Raw genomic sequence first — 16,074 nt, 5'->3', positions numbered from 1 at the left:
AGCCCCGCGCCTGACAGATCCCTGACTTCTACGACGGACTAGCAGGCACCCTGGTCACGCCAGACGCCCCACTCACCCGTGGTTCCGGGCTCCTCGTTCTGCGTCCACCACTGGGCCCTCCACTTGCGGCCCTTGTGCGACACCTCGTTGCCACCGTTGTAGACCTTGCCGCTCTCCCAGGCGGGCAGCGAGCAGGCCGGCGGGTTCGACGTGGTGGTCGTGGTCGTCGTCGTGGTGGTCGTGGACGTGGAGGTCGGCGGGTTGCCGCCACCGATGCGTGGGTGGTCCGCGCTGATCGCGTACGACTGGCCACCGAACGTGAACACGAAGTTCGACGGCGTCGAGATCGGCAGCTGGTAGCTGACGGTCACCTCGATCGACGCGCCCGGTGCGAGCGACTGCCACGACGGCAGCGTGAGCTCCGCCTTCTGGAAGTCGCCCTTGAGGCCGCCGACGTTGGGCCCGCTGTGCCCCTTCGAGACGACCTTCAGGCCGAAGCCCGACTGGTCGCCCATGCTGCCCGGCGCACTGGTGCCGTAGTCGAACGCGATCTTCGTGCCACCGGGGATCGTGACGGTCGAGCGGTTCGTGAACTTGATCTTCGGCGTGATCGGGTAGTTGTTGTCGCCCAGCGCGAAGCCGTGGACGTCCACGTCGACCGCGAGGGACTGGGCCTGCTGCGTCGAGGCCTTCAGGTTGCCGTAGGGCGCGGCACCGTTGAGACCGGTGTTGATGGTCGACAGCAGCGTGTCACCGATGAAGTACTCGTTCTTCGCGGAGTCGAACCTGTAGTCGCCGGCGAGCTCCCAGATCATGATGCCGCCGAGGCCCTTGTCCTTGACGTACTTGGCCTTCTCCGCCATGGACTGCTCGGTCTCGGTGGAGAGGAACACCTTCTTGTCGTTGTTCCACAGCCACGGCGACTTCAGCGTCGAGTCGTAGTACGGCGCGTAGGTGCCGGTGAGGCGGTCGGTCGGGTCGTTGACCGGGTCGAGGCCGTACTGCGCGCCGTAGGAGCCGGTGATCTTGGCTTCCAGGTTCTTGGTGTGCCACAACGGGTTCACACCGGACGGAACCTCGGCGCCACCCGCGGTGACGTCGTGCCAGATGTTGTCGATGCCGGCCGCGCCGTTGCCGCACGGAGTGGTCGAGCCGACCGACGACCCGGTGCCGGGCGGGCACTGCGACTGGTTCGGCAGCGGAGCCTTGCCCCACAGGCCGTTCGTGCCACCGGTGACGCCCTGCCAGCCGCGCGAGTAGAACGGCACGCCGATGTTGATGCGTCCGGCCTGCATGGCACCGCGGTAGTAGTGGTACGACCAGTCGGTGTTGAGGTAGCCCATGCCCTCGTACTGCGGCGCCGTGTACACGCCACCGGCCGAAAGCTCGCCGTCCTTGCCGTCGTCGTAGAGCGCGGCGTTGGGGCCGACGAACTGGTTCCACGAACCGTGCAGGTCGTAGCTCATGACGTTCAGGTAGTCGAGGTACTTGACGACCTGGTACGCCTCCTGGCCGCGCAGCAGCCAGCCGGAGGCGGGCACGGCGGCGGTCAGCATGTAGTGCTTGCCGTCGGCGGCACCGGCGCGGTCGAGCTTCTCGCGCAGCGTCTTCATGATCGCCTGGTAGCCGGCCCACAGCGTGCCGCGGTTGGCGTTGGAGATCCAGAAGTCGTCCGGGTTGCCGGCGTGGTTGTTCGACGTCGCGTACTCGTAGTCGATGTCAGCGCCGTTGAAGCCGTACTGGCGCAGGAAGGCCACGGTGCTGTCGGCGAACGTGTCGATCGCGGCCTGGTTCTGGCCGAGCTTGTAGAAGCCGCCCGACGCGTTGCGCGAGCCGTCGGCGTTGAAGAAGCCACCGGTCTCCGCCCAGCCGCCGACCGAGATCAGCGTCTTGACGTTCGGGTTCTGCTTCTTGAGCTTCGTGAGCTGGTTGAAGTGTCCCTTGTAGGGCAGCGACGGGTCCATCTCGGCGCCGGGGACGCCTGGCCACTCCATGCCGATGGACGAGTTGTTCGCGTCGTTCGCGCCGACCGAGATCTTGTTCTGGGCGTCGATGTGCGCGAACGCGTAGTTCAGGTGCGTGACCTTGTTCCAGGGGATGTCCTTGGCGAGGTACCCGGGCTGACCGTTCTTGCCGGTCCGCCAGCTGGTGAAGTACCCGATGACACGTCTGGACTTGTCCCCCATGGTCTCGCGGCCGGCGGTGTCGTAGACGGTGCAGTACGGCACCTCGACGCCCGGCGTCTTGTACAGCCCGTCCGGCCGGCAGTCCTCGTGGGCTGCGGCTGCGGACGGTGCGTTGGTCACGGCTATCACGGTCCCGGCTAGCAGAGCTAGCACCGGGACCACTCTGGCGAGCAGTCGCAAGGGAAGGACCTCCTGGCTAGGGCGGCGGCCACTGCCGGGAACGGTAAAATGGTCCAGACCTTTAGGTCAATAGTCGATCACTGACAAAAGGTGTCAGTGAATCGGTTTAGCGTCTTTTCCATGAGTGAGAACGATTTCAACTTCCTCCACGGCCGCTGGCGGGTGGCCAACCGCAAGGTCGCCGACATCGTCGGCCGCGGCACCGAGTGGGTCGAGTTCGAGACGCGGGCCGAAGCCAGACCCCTGCTGGGCGGCGCGGCGATCATCGACAGCGTCTTCGCGAACGACTGGGAGGGCATGACGCTGCGCCAGTACGACCCCGCCGCCGACGTCTGGCGCATCTGGTGGGCCTCCACCCGCGCCCCCGGCCACCTCGACCCGCCGCTGGAGGGCCGGTTCACCGACGGGCACGGGGTGTTCCTCGGCGACGACGAGGTCGGCGGGCACGCGGTGAAGGTGCGCTTCGACTGGACGCCCGGCGACGAGCCCGTCTGGGAGCAGCGGTTCTCCTACGACGGCGGCGAGACCTGGGAACCGAACTGGATCATGCGGTTCACCCGCGCCTGAGCCGACTCAGTGGTGGTGCTGGTGGACCACGGCGTGGCCCTTGCCGCGCGCGATCATCCAGCGGTTCACCGGCACCGTCACCACGAACGCGACGGCCAGCGAGAACGCCAGCGCCGCCCAGAACACCCAGTTCGCCAGGCCCGAGTCCATCGCGCCGGGCACGAGCAGCATCACCGCGTTGTCGACGACCTCCATGACCGCGATCGACACGGTGTCCGCCGCCAGCGCCACGCCGAGCGCCGCCTTGAACGCGAGACCCGAACGCAGCACCGGGCGGATCGTCAGCGAGTAGCCGAACACGAACGCGAGCACCACGGCCAGCACGATCGTGGCGAGGTTGCTCCAGCCCAGCGCCGTGCCGATGACCATGCCGAGCACCTCGCCGATCGCGCAGCCGGTGAGGCAGTGCAGCGTCGCGGAGATCGCCTGCTTGGTCAGACTCGCGGGAGTGTGGTGGTCCATGCCGCCGAATATACCCCTAGGGGGTACCTGTATCAAGGCCGTTCACCGTAGGGTGTTCGGCATGACGAGGCGCCGGCTCACCCAGTGGGTGTTGCTGTGCGCGCTCGTCCTCGCCGTCGTCGGGATGCACCACGTCGCCGCCGCGGAGTCCCCGCACACCGGGCACGCGGTCTCCCACCAGCAGGAACAACCACCGCACGAGCACGACCTGCTGCACCTGTGCCTCGCGGTGCTGGCTGCCGCCGCCGTGGTCGTGCTGGGCTGGTTCCTGGTGCGGACGGCACTCCCCCGGCTCGTGGCGCTGCCCGGCGAGGCGCCGCCGAGCACACCCGCACGTCCGCCACCGGGCGGAAGACAGCTCCTCACGACTCTCTGCGTGCTTCGAAACTGAGTTCATCAGTCCACTCGGCACTGTCCACACACGCAGAGAGAAGAAGATTCTCGTGAAGAAGTCCCTCATCGGGGCTGTCGTCGGCATGCTCGTTTTGAGCGCCTGCGGCAGTCCCGCGAACACCGCTGCCGACGTCGAGTTCGCGCAGGGCATGGTCCCGCACCACGAGCAGGCGCTGGACATGGCGAAGCTCGTGCCGTCCCGCAGCGGCAACAACGAGGTCCGCGATCTCGCCCAGCGCATCGAGAAGGCGCAGGGCCCGGAGATCTCCCGGATGAACGAGTGGCTCGATCGGTGGGGAGCGAAGCAGGAGCACCAGGGCCACGACATGGCCGGGATGATGAGCGGTGACGACATGGCGGAGCTGGAGAAGTCCAGCGGCGCCGAGTTCGACCGGCTGTGGCTGGAGATGATGATCAAGCACCACGAAGGTGCCGTCGAGATGGCGAGGACCGAGCTCGCCGAGGGCGAGGACGAAGGCGCCAGGAAGCTCGCTCAGGAGATCATCGACGGTCAGCAGAAGGAGATCGCCGAGATGAAGACCCTGCTCGGTTAGCCGATCTGGGTCAGCGCGAGCCCGCCGGCCATCAGCAGGGCGCACGCCAGGCCGTGCACGACGGGGTTGCGCACCAGGAGCGCCACGAACTCCCGCAGGAACGCGCTGGGCACGAAGTACCAGGCCGTCGGCGCGCCGATGACCTGCAAGCGCAGGCCCTGCTTGCGGGAGAGCACGGCGGTGCGGAACACGTGGTAGTTGTTCGTGACCGCGACGACCCGGCCGTTGAGACCCCGCTCGGCGAGCAACGCCTTGCTGTAGCGGAGGTTCTCCTCGGTCGTGGTCGCCTGGTCCTCCAGGACGATGTCGTCGTCCGGCACGCCGCGTTCGAGCAGGTACTCGCTCATGGCGAACGCCTCGGACACCTGCTCGTCCGAGCCCTGCCCGCCCGACACCACGATCACCGGTGACCGGCCGGCCTCGCGGTCGCGGTGGTAGAGCCGCATCGCGCGGTCGAGTCGGTTCGCCAGCAGTCGCGGCACCTGGTCCCCGATCAGGCCGGCACCGAGCACGACGATGCCGTCGAACCCGTGGCGGCGGCCGGTGCGCCCGTAGATCACCGAGTACAGCAGCAGGCTCACGAACAGGAACGCGATGTACGCGGACACCAGGAACAACCCGATCGCGGAGCCGCGGATCCAGTCGCTGGGCTGGGCGATGCCCCACACGAAGTAGACCATCTCGCCGAGCAGGGCCAGGCCCGCGAGCAACGACAACAGGTTGCCCAGCGAGCGGCCCTCGCGGCGGACCATGACCAGGCCGTTGGCAAGTAACGCGAGCGGGAGCAGCAGCAGGCCCAGCACGGCCAGCACGAACGCGAGGATCAACGGCAGGCTCAGCACCGGGTTGTCCCGCCCGGCCTCCGCCAGCAGCAGGAGCAGCATCACCAGCGCGATGCCGAGCCAGACGGCGTTGCTCAGCCTCCGCCGGTCGCGGAGCACGCCGATGACGAAGAACATGGCGGGGATGAGGAAGAGCAGCCCGGCTAGCACCGGGCAAGGGTAGTACCGGCGATCACCCGGTGCTGTCGGTGCTCTCGGGTTGTGGCGCGGGCTTCGGACGGGGCCTCAAGCGGACCGCGCCCGCCGTGAGGTCGAGCGGTCCGGTCTCCTCGTAGTCCTCGCCCGTGCCCGCGTCCGTCGCCTCGCGGCGGACCTTGGGGCCGGGGAACAACTCGCCCAACTGTCCCATGCACCCGACCCTACTCTCAGAACAGGACGACGAGCAGCAGGATCACGGCGAGCACGGCGGCGACCACGATCCACATCGAACCCTGCGGCCTGCGGTAGTGGCGGCGGACCGTCGTGGACCCGAACCAGCTGTAAGGGCGGCTGCGGCGGTGCTGGCGAACCCAGGGCATCTCGTCCTCCTCGGAAAGTGGCTGTCAGCCGTGGGATACCCAGGTTCCCAATCGATCCACTACTCCGGCCAGCCCAATCTCGGCCACCTCCTGGTCGCCGATGTCGTTGCCGCGAAGGACTTCGTGCCACGGTCCGAGTCGGTGCCAGATCAGGGCCCTCTCCTGCAGGCCCCGCGTGACGCCGTAGGTCTCGGCGAAGGCGCCGGCGAACTCGGGCGGCGTGCAGTGCAGTGCCCACGCGAGGTCGATGGCGGCGTCGCCGACGTGCAGGTCGCCGAAGTCGATCACGCCGGTCAGCACGCCGTCGCGGCCCAGCACGTGCTCAGGGCCGAGGTCGCCGTGGACGAGCGTGTCGGCGGGCAGGCCGCCGAGTTGCGCGAGCAGTTCCTCAGCACCGGGTACGCGCACCTCGGCCCGGAAGCGTTCGATCGGGAGCTGCCGCGGGCCGACGCCCCGTTGGACGGCCTCGGCGAGGGGTGCGGCGTGCAGGGCGCGCAGGAACTGGCCGAGCTGACGGCCCTGGACGGCGTTGAGCGCGTGTTGCTCCTCCCCCGGCACCAGTTCGTGCCGCACGACCACGGGCGTTTCGGACACGACCACGGGCACCGGGACGGGCAGCGGTAGCAGGGGTGCGAGCCACGGCATGACCACCGACTCGCGCAGGAGCTGCGGCCCGATCTCCGGACGGCGCGGCCGCCGTTCCACCCAGCGTCCGATCAGGACGGCCGTGCTGTCCCAGCCTTCACCGAGGTACGTCATCCGCCCAGTCTCACCGGCGACACCCGCACGCCCGAAGCGACTTTCCCGGCTGGGCTGGAATGGACCGGGCAGAATCCCCGGGGTGGCCGCCACCGTCTCCTCCAAGCTGCTGTCGCTGCTGGGCACCTTCGACAGCCGGCACCGCCGCCAGACCCTGAGCGACATCGCGCGGCGCAGCGGGCTGCCGATCAGCACCACCCACCGGCTGCTCGCGGAACTGGCGGAGTGGGGCGCGGTGCGGCGGCTGGACTCCGGCGAGTACGTGATCGGCAGGCGGATCTGGCGGCTCGGGCTGCTGGCCGTCGGCGAGGTGGACCTGAGCCGGGTCGCGGAGCCGTTCCTGCACGACATCCACGCGGCGACGCGCGCCGTGGTGCACCTGGCCGTGCGGGAGGGGACCGAGGTGCTCTACCTCGACCGGGTCTCCGGGCACGCGTCGGTGCCGATCGTGAGCACCACCGGGAGCCGGCTGCCGTTGCACGCGACCGGGGTCGGGAAGGTGTTGCTCGCCCACGCCCCGAAGGAGGTGCAGGAGCAGGTGCTCATGCACGGGCTGACGCGCATCACGGCGTTCACGGTCACGGAACCCGGTCGGATGCGGGCCCAGCTGCACCGGGTTCGGCGCGACGGGTACGCGCAGACGTTCGAGGAGATGACGCTCGGGGCGTGCAGCGTGGGCGTGCCGGTCGAGGTGGACGGGCACGTCGTCGCCGCGCTGGGGATCGTGGTGCCCGACCTGCGCAACGTGCGCGCCCGGCTCGTGGCGGCGTTGCAGGTGGCGGCTCGGGGAATCGCCCGGATGCTGGAGCCCAGTTTCCATCCACCGGAAGCCGGTCTTGGATGATCAGGTGTTCTGCCGCTTGAATCCCTGACCGTGGCAAGCGAAACACGTGAGCTCCTCATCGGCGGCGACAGCGTTCCGGCGCTGGACGGCCGCACCACCGACGACCTCAACCCCTTCACCGGCGAGGTCCACGCCGTCGTCGCGGCGGCCGGACCCGCGGACGTCGCGCGGGCCGTCGACGCGGCCGAGCAGGCGTTCGCCGGGTGGGCGGCGACGTCGCCGTCCGTGAAACGCGGGATCCTGCTGCGGGCCGCGGACGGGCTGGAGGCCAGGACGGCCGAGGTCGTCGCCCTGATGGCCGCCGAGGTCGGCGGCGTCGGCGGGTGGGCAGGGTTCAACGTCATGCTCGCGGCCAACGTCCTGCGCGAGGCGGCCGCGGCGGTCACCCAGCCCGTCGGCGAGGTGCTGACGACGGAGGTGCCAGGCCAGCTGTCGCTCGCGGTGCGGGAACCGCTCGGGGTCGTCGCGGCGTTCGCGCCGTGGAACGCGCCGGTCATCCTGAGCACGCGGGCCGTGGCCGCGCCGATCGCCGCAGGCAACACCGTCGTGCTCAAGCCCAGCGAGGACGCGCCGATCGCGGCCGGGCTGCTGATCGCCGACGTGCTGCGCGAGGCCGGGCTGCCGGCGGGCGTGCTCAACGTCGTCACGAACGCCCCGGAGGACGCCGCCGCGGTCGCCGAGGCGCTGATCACCGACTCCCGCGTGCGCGCCGTGAACTTCACCGGCTCCACCGAGGTCGGCAGGATCGTCGGAACCCTTGCCGCGCAGCACCTCAAGCCCGCCGTGCTGGAGCTCGGCGGCAAGAACTCGTTGCTGGTGCTCGACGACGCCGACCTCGACCACGCGGTGAACGCGGCGACGTTCGGCGCGTTCCACAACGCGGGCCAGATCTGCATGTCGACCGACCGCATCCTGGTGCACCGCGCCGTGGCCGAGGAGTTCACCGCGAAGCTCGCGGCCAAGGTCGGTGCGCTGCCGCACGGCGACCCGGCCGACTCCGGCACCGTGATCGGCCCCGTGATCAACCCGCGAGCGGCCGCGCGCGTCGCCGCCCTGGTGGAGGACGCGGTCGCGAACGGCGCCACCGTCCGCGCGGGCGGCAACGGCGGCGCGACCGTGCTCGACGGCGTCACGCCGCAGATGCGGGTGTTCCAGGAGGAGATCTTCGGTCCGGCCGTCATCGTCGTGCCCGTGGCGGACGACGACGAGGCCGTGGCGATCGCGAACGACACCGAGCACGGCCTCACCGCGGGCATCCTCACCGAGGACTCCCGGCGCGGACTCGGCCTCGCGCAACGCATCCGCACCGGCATCGTGCACGTCGGCAACCAGACGGTGGACGACGAGCCGCAGGCGCCGTTCGGTGGCGTGAAGTCCAGCGGGTACGGCAGGTTCGGCGGCCGCTGGGGCATCGAGGCGTTCTCCGCGACGCGCTGGGTGACGATCGCCAGCGAGCACGGCCACTTCCCGTTCTAGACGGGGCTCTGAGGTTGATGAGGGGAGCTTTCATAAACCTGAGGTTTATGAAAGCTCCCCTCATCAACCTGGTGTGAGGTGCCTAGACGGCCAGGCCCGCCTCGTGGGCCACGATGGCCGCCTGGACGCGGTTCTCCGCGCCCAGGCGGCTCAGGATCGCGCTCACGTGACCCTTCACGGTGCCTTCGACCAGCTCGAGGCGCCGGGCGATCTGCGCGTTCGACAGCCCCTCGCCGAGCAACGCCAGCACGTCGCGTTCCCGCGCGGTCAGCGACTCCACCTGCGCCCGCGCCTGCCCGACCCGCCCGCCGCGGAACCGCGTGATCATCCTGGCCGCCACCTTGGGCGCCAGGTAGGCACCGCCGGACGCGAGCGCGTGCACCCCGGCGATCAGCTCGCGCGGATCTCCCGACTTCAGCAGGAAGCCGCGTGCGCCGCCGTCCAGCGCCCGTTCGAGGTAGCCGTCGTCGTTGAACGTCGTCAGCATCGCCACGCCGAACCCGAGCCTGGCCAGTTCGCGGGCCGCCTCCAGGCCGTCGAGGCGGGGCATCCGGACGTCCATCAGCACGACGTCGGGCCGGTGCTTGAGCGCCAGGTCGATCGCCTCGCGGCCGTCCGCCGCCTCCGCGACGACCGAGAGTTCGGGATCGGCGCCGAGGATGGCGCGCACACCCGCGCGCACCAGCACCTCGTCGTCCGCGAGCAGAACCCGGATCACAGCTCCCCCGTGTGCGGCACCGTCGCGACCAGCTCGAACCGGCCCTCGTCGCGGCTGACACGGAGCGTACCGCCGGCGATCCGCACCCGTTCCCGCAACGCGACGAGCCCCAGCCGGCTGCCCGCACCCCGGCGCAGCCCCGCCTCGTTGGCCACCTCCACCACGGTGCTGCCCTCCCCCGACGTCACCTCCACCCGCACGACGGACTTCGGCGCGTGCTTGGCGGCGTTCGTCAGCGCTTCCTGCACCACCCGGTGCACGGTCCGTTCCACAGTGGACGGCAGCTCACCCTCCACCGTGAACTCGACCCGCATCCCGGACGCCACGGCGCGGTCCACGAGGTCCCGCAGGTCGGCCATCGCGGGCGGCTCGCCGTCGCGCAGCAGGAACACCAGCGCCGACAGCCGTTCCGTGGCGTCGGAGGCGGTCACCCGGAGCTGGGCCGCGGCCGCCTGGTGCTCGGCGGGCAGGGTCATCTCCAGCGCGCCCGCCTGCAGGGCCAGCAGGCTGAGCTCGTGGCCCAGCGTGTCGTGGACCTCGTGCGCGATCCGGGTGCGTTCCCGCAGGTGAGCGGCCTCCACCTCGGCGGCGGCCAGCGCGGCCTGCTGCCCCGCGACCCGGCCGAGGAACCACGGCAGCGCCACCGCCAGCCCCACGACGATCAGCTGCGTGAACCCGATGAAACCCGCCGCGGCGAACATGATCGCGGGCCAGCCGGGCGCCATCCGGCGGCCGAGCAGGAAGGCGGCGACGAACAGCCCCGCGCACACCACGATCGTCCACGGCGGCACGTTGTCCTCCATGAAGAACGACGTGCCGAACGCGACGGCCACGCAGACCCCGAGCGCCACGACCCTCATCGCACCCACCTCACGACCGCCAGGCTCAGGTTCATCGCGCTGGACACGCCCAACCACACCACGAGCGGCAGAGAATAGTGCGCCAGCTGGAAGAACGTGATGTCGCGCCCACCCCCGTACAACAGCCCGAGCAGCGCGGGCAACGCCAGCAGCACGCCCAGCGGCACGAACCTGAACACCTGCCAAGCCTTGTGGAACCTCCGGGGCCGCCGCAACGCGCGAACCCCCAGCCCTACGGACAGGAGCGTGAGCCCCGCCAGCACGAGATCGATCAGCAGCCGGTACGACTCCGGCTCCGGCGGCGTCCTGCCCTCGAGAAGGTCGGCGATCCCGTTCTCCAGCGCGTGCGTGCCCTCGTTGCCGAGCGTGACCCCGCTGTTGGACATGACCGCGATGCCGTACCCCGACGGCGTCAACAACTGCCCGGCCGTGCCCGTGAACCAGATGCCGTTGTGCCGCAACCGGCCTTGCTGATCGGCCTTCCAGCCCATCCCGTCCTGCGGCTGGAGCCTCGGTTGCGCCGCCAGCCACTTCCCCATGTCCGCGGCGGTCGTGATCACACCGTCCGATCCGGTGACGAACCGGGCGGGCTCGGTCAGCGGCACCGAGAACCCGTAGGCGTACCCGTACCCCCTGCGGTAGTCCGGCGGCAGATCCCTTGGCGTCACGTCGATCGCCACGGTGTCCTTCATGTCCAAGGGCTCGAAGACGTGCTTCTTCAGGTACGCGTTGAAGTTCTCGCCCGAAGCATGCTCGACCAGCCGTGCGAGCAGGTGGTAGTTGGTGTTGGTGTACCGGAACTCGTCGTCGGGCACGGCGTTCTGCAGGGCCTCTCGAGCCCGTTCCACGGCTCCTGCCGCGTTCTCGGGCTGAGGCAGGCTCTTCTCGGCCAACGTCCGGTCACTGATCCCCGACTTGTGCGCGAGCAGCTGCCGCGGCGTGACACGCGAGTCGAACACCGGCCGGTCGAGGTCGATCTTGCCGGCGTCCGCGAGCTGCCGGACCGCCAGCGCCGTGAACGACTTGCTGACCGACGCGATCGTCATCTTCGTGTTCTCGGTGATCGGCGCGCCGGACGAGTCGTGCCCGAAGCCCTGGACCGCGATCACCTGGTCCCCCTTGGTGATCGCGACCGCGACGCCCGGAAGGGACGCCTCTCCTGTGTACGTGGACGCCAGCAGCGTGAGCGCTGCACCCCAGATGTTCATGGGAGAGAACGTAAAGAGGATCAGTGCCGGAAACCCGGCCCGAAAGGCAGAGCGGACCCCCGACGAAAGTCAGGGGTCCGCTCCAGGCAGGACCTGTCAGTGACCCGCGGCCATCTCCGCCGCCAGCCGGTCGTCACCGCTCGTCTCCTTGAGCGGCTTCTCCTTGATGAACACCACCGCGAGCAGCGCCAGCACCGCGAACGGCGCGCCCACCAGGAAGATCTCCGCGGTCGCCGTCGCGTAGATGTCGGCGATCACGGCCTTGATCTCCGGCGGCAGCACCGAGATGTCCGGCACGTTGCCCTCGCCGCCGGTGAGACCGCCCATGGGGCCGAACTTCTCGGCCGCGAGCGACGAGACCTTGCTGGCCAGCACGGCGCCCAGTGCCGAGACGCCGATCGCGCCGCCCAGGGAGCGGAAGAACGTCAGCGTGGACGTGGTGGCGCCGAGGTCCTTGGCCGGCACGTCGTTCTGCGCCGCGAGGACCAGGTTCTGCATCATCAGGCCGACGCCGACGCCGAGCACGAACATGTGCACGGACACCATGAACACCGTGGTCTGCGCGGTGATCGTGGACAGCAGCAGCATGCCGCCGACCATGAACACGCCACCGGCGACCAGGAACGCCTTCCACTTGCCGAACTTCGTGATCAGCTGACCGGCCACGGTGGACGAGATGAGCAGGCCGAAGATCAGCGGCAGGCCCAGCAGGCCGGCCTGGGTCGGCGTCTTGCCGAGCGAGAGCTGGAAGTACTGCGAGAGGAAGACCGTGCCGCCGAACATCGCGATGCCGACCAGGGCGCTGGCGAGGGTCGTCAGCGAGACGGTGCGGTTGCGGAAGATCGACAGCGGCACGATCGGGTCGTGCGCGGTGGCCTCCACGCGGACGGCCGCCACGAGCAGCAGCACGCCCAGCGACACCAGGCCGGCGGTCCAGCCCGACGCCCACTCGAACTTCTGCCCGGCCAGCGACGACCAGATCAGCAGCGTCGAGACACCGGAGACGATCAGGAACGCGCCCAGGTAGTCGATCTTCGTCTTCTCGTTGCGCACGACCGGGAGGCGCAGCGTGCGCTGCAGCATGTAGATCGCGGCGAGGGTGAACGGGATGCCGATGAAGAAGCACCAGCGCCAGCCGAGCCACGAGGTGTCGACCAGGACGCCGCCGATCAGCGGGCCCGCGACGGTGCCGACGCCGAACACCGCGCCGAACATGCCGGAGTACTTGCCGAGCTCGCGCGGCGGGATCATCGCGGCCATCACGATCGTCGCGAGCGCCGTGACGCCACCGGCGCCCAGGCCCTGCACGACGCGGCTGACGATGAGCATCTCGACGTTCTGCGAGAAGCCCGCGATCAGCGAGCCGACGACGAACAGGCTCAGCGACGCCTGGATCAGCAGCTTGCGGCTGTAGAGGTCGGCGAGCTTGCCCCACAACGGCACGGTCGCGGTCATCGCGAGCAGTTCGGCCGTCACGATCCACGCGAAGATCGACTGCGAGCCCTTCAGCTCGGCGACGATGCGCGGCAGCGCGTTCGACACGACGGTGCCGGCGAGGATGGCCACGAACATGCCGAGCATCAGGCCCCACATGGCCTGGACGACTTCGCGTTTGCTGTGGACCGGTGTCGGTTCTGCCTCGATGCTCATGATCCCCCTTCGTGACGACGTGGTGTGTGAGCCAGCCCGGTGCCGAACAGGTCGAGTGCCTCGGTGACGAGCTCACCCAGCGCGACGCTGTCGTCGCGTGCCCAGCGCGTCACCGCGCAACGGAACGCGGCGCTCCCGGCGGCGACGAGCAGGCGCGGGTACGCGTGGGACTCGGGCAGCCCTGCCCGCCGTCCCACCGCGTCCGAGAGCAACTGCTCCGACTCGGCGCTGTTCGCGAACGCGCGGACCAGCAGGTCCGGCCGCTGCATCAGGACGTCCTTGCGCAGCAGCCACAGGTCGCGGGCGTTGTTCAGCTCGTCCGTGATCTCCGCGAGCACCGACGACCGGTACGCCTCGAACGGCGTGACGGTGTCGGGAAAGGCGAGGATCCGCTCGGCCATGCGCGGCCCCGCCTCGGGGTCCGCGCCGATGAGCGCCTCGTCCTTGCTCGCGAAGTAGTTGAAGAAGGTGCGCACCGAGACGTCGGCCTCGGCGGCGATCTCCTCCACGGTGACGTGGTCGTAGCCCCTCTCGGCGGCGAGACGCACGGTCGCCCGCTCGAGCGCGGCACGGGTGCGGCGCTTCTTGCGGTCGCGCAGGCTCTCCCCCGGCTGGTTCACGGGGCAAGAGTACAGGATCGTTTTGCAGTCACTGCAACTTTGCAGTGTGTGAACTACGACTCGCTCGCGGTAGCTATGACCAGGGACTCTTCGGCCGCTCCTGGAGCTCGCCGTCGACGAAGAGGTCGACCTTCTCACTGAAGAAGCACGCCATTCCAGCGATTTTCTGGCTCTCCGGCAGGGGCGACCGGTAGATCCAGACGAGGTCGTCGTGGGTCACGCCGTTCACCTCCACCGACCAGTACGCGGCGGTGCCCTTGTACGGGCACTGCGTCTGCGTGCCCGACGGCCTGAGCAGATCGAACCGGACGTCGCTCAACGGCAGGTAGTAGCGCGGTGGAAGGGTCGTCTCGAACAGGATCCGCGGCTGCGACGACGCCGCCAGCGTCACCCCGCCCAATGCGACCCGCACATGCCGTGAGCTGCTCAGGACGTCGACGCGCTTGTACGGGTCGCGCGGGTGGACGTAGATCGGCTCGTCCTCTTCGAGCCACTCGTCCATGGCCGCGAAGTCGAGGCGGACGAGGTCCCGCAACTGCGCCGAGTCCGGGTACGTCACCGCCGCGCCCGAGGCCGTGCCGCCGGGCGTGACGACGTCGTGGACCACGCCGTCGCCCCTGGTCTCCCCCGTCGCCCTGAGTTCGGCGCGGAGCGAGGTCAGGGGCAGGTAGTAGGCCGGGTAGTGCGGGATCTCCCAGACCAGCCGCGGCGTGGTCGCGTCCGCGACCAGTTCGCCACCGAAGTACGCACGGACCCGCTTCGCCGAGGTCTCCACTCGCAAGTCGCCCATGCCCCCATGTCACCACGGGTCGAGCGTGCGGGCTTCCCGGACGGTCAGGCGTTGCCGTCGAAGAGGCTCGTCACCGAGCCGTCCGCGAAGACCTCCTGGATCGCCCGGGCCAGCAGGGGCGCGATGCTCAGCACGGTCAGGCCGGGGAACCGCTTCCCCGGCGGGATCGGCAGGGTGTCGGTGAGGACCACCTCGCGCGCCTTGCTCGCGATGAGCCGGTCGTGGGCGTCACCGGACAGCACTCCGTGCGTGGCCACGAGGACGACGTCCTTCGCGCCCTGCTCCAGCAACTGCCGGGCCGCGGTCGTGCTCGTCAGCGCCGTGTCGATCATGTCGTCGACCACGACGCAGGTGCGGCCCTCGACGTCGCCGACGACGCGGTTGGCCACGACCTCGTTGGGACGCAACGGGTCGCGCGTCTTGTGGATGAACGCGATCGGGCAGCCGCCGAGCAGGTCGGCCCACTTCTCGGCGAGCCTGGTGCGGCCGGCGTCCGGCGAGACGATCGTGAGGTCCTCGCCCCGGTAGCGGCTGCCGACGTGGTCGCAGAGCAGCCACATGGCGTGCAGGTGGTCGACCGGGCCGTCGAAGAAGCCCTGCGCCTGCGCGGTGTGCAGGTCGACTGTGACGACGCGGTCCGCACCGGCTGTCCTGAACATGTCCGCCACCAGGCGGGCCGACACGGGTTCGCGGCCGGCGTACTTGCGGTCCTGGCGCGCGTACGGATAGGACGGCACGACCGCGGTGATGCGCTTGGCCGAGGCGCGCTTCAGCGCGTCGACCATCAGCAGCTGCTCCATCAGCGAGTCGTTGACGGGAGCACTGTGGCTCTGCACGACGAACGCGTCCGCGCCGCGCACCGACTCCTCGAAGCGGACGAAGATCTCGCCGTTCGCGAAGTCGTAGGCGGCCTGCGGGGTGATGGCGATGCCCAGGTACTTGGCCACGGCCTCGGCGAGTTCCGGGTGCGCCCTGCCGGTGAGGAGGATGAGCTGCCGCTTGGCGATGCCGGGCTTGCCGCTGACCATCACACGCTCCACGCTCGTCCGGCCCCGGGCCGATCGTCCGGCATGGCCGCGAGATCACGCAACCGAACGTCCGTCCGCTGAGATTCCACGGTGCCGGTCATCACACGTTAACTCGATCGAGGGCACCCACAGGGGGTCGCGTAGCAGGACTGAGGTCCCACGCTGGGTATAGATCCGGGCAACCCGATTCACCTCTTGGGGTACGTCTGGTGTGATTCCCTGATCAGCGTCCTCGAGGCCTGAACGACCATCCCTACGCTCCCTCCATGCCCGACAGCCAGGACGCACCCGCGGCCACAGCGCAGACGCCGCCGACGAGCCCGATCGTGATGGGCACGCCCATCCACGACCAGATCGCCGATCACCTCGGAGTTCGCCAAAAGCATCGACGCTCCGACTGAGCGCGGCTAGGAACGCTC

19 protein-coding genes are annotated in these 16,074 nt (G+C 69.5%); 6 read left to right on the top strand and 13 right to left on the bottom strand.

Annotated features, from left to right (window positions below; all coding sequences use genetic code 11):
- Window positions 1-38: 38 nt before the first annotated feature.
- Window positions 39-2,315: a glycosyl hydrolase family 18 protein gene (locus tag LX88_RS15875; protein WP_372511328.1), complete on the bottom strand. Its 2,277-nt coding sequence runs from the start codon at window positions 2,313-2,315 to the stop codon at window positions 39-41.
- A 171-nt stretch (window positions 2,316-2,486) separates the two neighbouring features.
- On the opposite strand from LX88_RS15875, the gene LX88_RS15870 reads away from it, so the two are divergent.
- Window positions 2,487-2,933: a hypothetical protein gene (locus LX88_RS15870; protein WP_258948544.1), complete on the top strand. Its 447-nt coding sequence runs from the start codon at window positions 2,487-2,489 to the stop codon at window positions 2,931-2,933.
- Between the two features lie 6 nt (window positions 2,934-2,939).
- Here the strand turns inward: LX88_RS15870 and LX88_RS15865 are convergent, their stop codons facing one another.
- Window positions 2,940-3,395: a DUF4396 domain-containing protein gene (locus tag LX88_RS15865; RefSeq protein ID WP_258948543.1), complete on the bottom strand. Its 456-nt coding sequence runs from the start codon at window positions 3,393-3,395 to the stop codon at window positions 2,940-2,942.
- A gap of 61 nt (window positions 3,396-3,456) precedes the next feature.
- Here LX88_RS15865 and LX88_RS15860 point away from each other — a divergent pair, with 61 nt between their 5' ends.
- Window positions 3,457-3,786: a hypothetical protein gene (locus tag LX88_RS15860; protein WP_258948542.1), complete on the top strand. Its 330-nt coding sequence runs from the start codon at window positions 3,457-3,459 to the stop codon at window positions 3,784-3,786.
- Between the two features lie 52 nt (window positions 3,787-3,838).
- Window positions 3,839-4,342 (top strand): DUF305 domain-containing protein, encoded by a 504-nt coding sequence (locus LX88_RS15855; protein ID WP_258948541.1) that lies wholly within the window; start codon window positions 3,839-3,841, stop codon window positions 4,340-4,342.
- Here the strand turns inward: LX88_RS15855 and LX88_RS15850 are convergent.
- The 4 genes from LX88_RS15850 to LX88_RS15835 are packed head-to-tail and all read right to left on the bottom strand — an operon-like array spanning window position 4,339 to window position 6,461.
- Window positions 4,339-5,334 (bottom strand): YdcF family protein, encoded by a 996-nt coding sequence (locus LX88_RS15850; RefSeq protein WP_258948540.1) that lies wholly within the window; start codon window positions 5,332-5,334, stop codon window positions 4,339-4,341. The two genes, LX88_RS15855 and LX88_RS15850, sit on opposite strands and share 4 nt — an antisense overlap.
- Window positions 5,335-5,356: 22 nt before the next feature.
- The gene (locus tag LX88_RS15845) at window positions 5,357-5,533 is read right to left on the bottom strand and encodes a hypothetical protein (RefSeq protein WP_258948539.1); all 177 of its coding nucleotides are present in this window, start codon (window positions 5,531-5,533) and stop codon (window positions 5,357-5,359) included.
- 16 nt (window positions 5,534-5,549) lie between these two features.
- Complete coding sequence (locus LX88_RS15840; protein ID WP_170176115.1) at window positions 5,550-5,702, bottom strand: hypothetical protein; 153 nt, start codon at window positions 5,700-5,702, stop codon at window positions 5,550-5,552.
- A gap of 24 nt (window positions 5,703-5,726) precedes the next feature.
- Entirely contained in the window at window positions 5,727-6,461 is a 735-nt protein-coding gene (locus LX88_RS15835; RefSeq protein WP_258948538.1) for a phosphotransferase, read from the bottom strand.
- Window positions 6,462-6,543: 82 nt separating this feature from the next.
- Here LX88_RS15835 and LX88_RS15830 point away from each other — a divergent pair, with 82 nt between their 5' ends.
- Together LX88_RS15830 and LX88_RS15825 are read left to right on the top strand one after the other, a co-directional pair.
- Window positions 6,544-7,305: an IclR family transcriptional regulator gene (locus tag LX88_RS15830; protein ID WP_258948537.1), complete on the top strand. Its 762-nt coding sequence runs from the start codon at window positions 6,544-6,546 to the stop codon at window positions 7,303-7,305.
- A 30-nt stretch (window positions 7,306-7,335) separates the two neighbouring features.
- The gene (locus LX88_RS15825; protein ID WP_258948536.1) at window positions 7,336-8,781 is read left to right on the top strand and encodes an aldehyde dehydrogenase family protein; all 1,446 of its coding nucleotides are present in this window, start codon (window positions 7,336-7,338) and stop codon (window positions 8,779-8,781) included.
- 82 nt (window positions 8,782-8,863) lie between these two features.
- On the opposite strand, the gene LX88_RS15820 is transcribed toward LX88_RS15825, so the two are convergent.
- From LX88_RS15820 to LX88_RS15790, 7 genes are all read right to left on the bottom strand, one after another.
- A complete protein-coding gene (locus tag LX88_RS15820) occupies window positions 8,864-9,499 on the bottom strand; it encodes a response regulator (RefSeq protein WP_258948535.1) in 636 nt (211 codons plus the stop codon).
- Complete coding sequence (locus tag LX88_RS15815; RefSeq protein ID WP_258948534.1) at window positions 9,496-10,359, bottom strand: sensor histidine kinase; 864 nt, start codon at window positions 10,357-10,359, stop codon at window positions 9,496-9,498. The genes LX88_RS15820 and LX88_RS15815 overlap by 4 nt, the downstream gene beginning before the upstream one ends.
- The gene (locus LX88_RS15810; RefSeq protein ID WP_258948533.1) at window positions 10,356-11,567 is read right to left on the bottom strand and encodes a serine hydrolase domain-containing protein; all 1,212 of its coding nucleotides are present in this window, start codon (window positions 11,565-11,567) and stop codon (window positions 10,356-10,358) included. The genes LX88_RS15815 and LX88_RS15810 overlap by 4 nt, the downstream gene beginning before the upstream one ends.
- 96 nt (window positions 11,568-11,663) lie before the next feature.
- Window positions 11,664-13,217: an MDR family MFS transporter gene (locus tag LX88_RS15805; protein WP_258948532.1), complete on the bottom strand. Its 1,554-nt coding sequence runs from the start codon at window positions 13,215-13,217 to the stop codon at window positions 11,664-11,666.
- Entirely contained in the window at window positions 13,214-13,837 is a 624-nt protein-coding gene (locus LX88_RS15800) for a TetR/AcrR family transcriptional regulator (RefSeq protein ID WP_258948531.1), read from the bottom strand. Before LX88_RS15800 ends, LX88_RS15805 begins: the two co-directional genes overlap by 4 nt.
- A gap of 73 nt (window positions 13,838-13,910) precedes the next feature.
- Entirely contained in the window at window positions 13,911-14,627 is a 717-nt protein-coding gene (locus LX88_RS15795; protein ID WP_258948530.1) for a DUF427 domain-containing protein, read from the bottom strand.
- Window positions 14,628-14,671: 44 nt separating this feature from the next.
- The gene (locus tag LX88_RS15790) at window positions 14,672-15,655 is read right to left on the bottom strand and encodes a ribose-phosphate diphosphokinase (RefSeq protein ID WP_258948529.1); all 984 of its coding nucleotides are present in this window, start codon (window positions 15,653-15,655) and stop codon (window positions 14,672-14,674) included.
- Between the two features lie 266 nt (window positions 15,656-15,921).
- Here LX88_RS15790 and LX88_RS15785 point away from each other — a divergent pair, with 266 nt between their 5' ends.
- Window positions 15,922-16,056 (top strand): hypothetical protein, encoded by a 135-nt coding sequence (locus LX88_RS15785; protein WP_258948528.1) that lies wholly within the window; start codon window positions 15,922-15,924, stop codon window positions 16,054-16,056.
- The last annotated feature ends 18 nt before the right edge of the window (window positions 16,057-16,074 follow it).

Origin of the sequence: Lentzea californiensis (assembly GCF_024648825.1) — a bacterium.
Lineage (GTDB): Bacteria > Actinomycetota > Actinomycetes > Mycobacteriales > Pseudonocardiaceae > Lentzea > Lentzea californiensis.
This window is presented reverse-complemented; position numbering and strand designations above follow the sequence as displayed.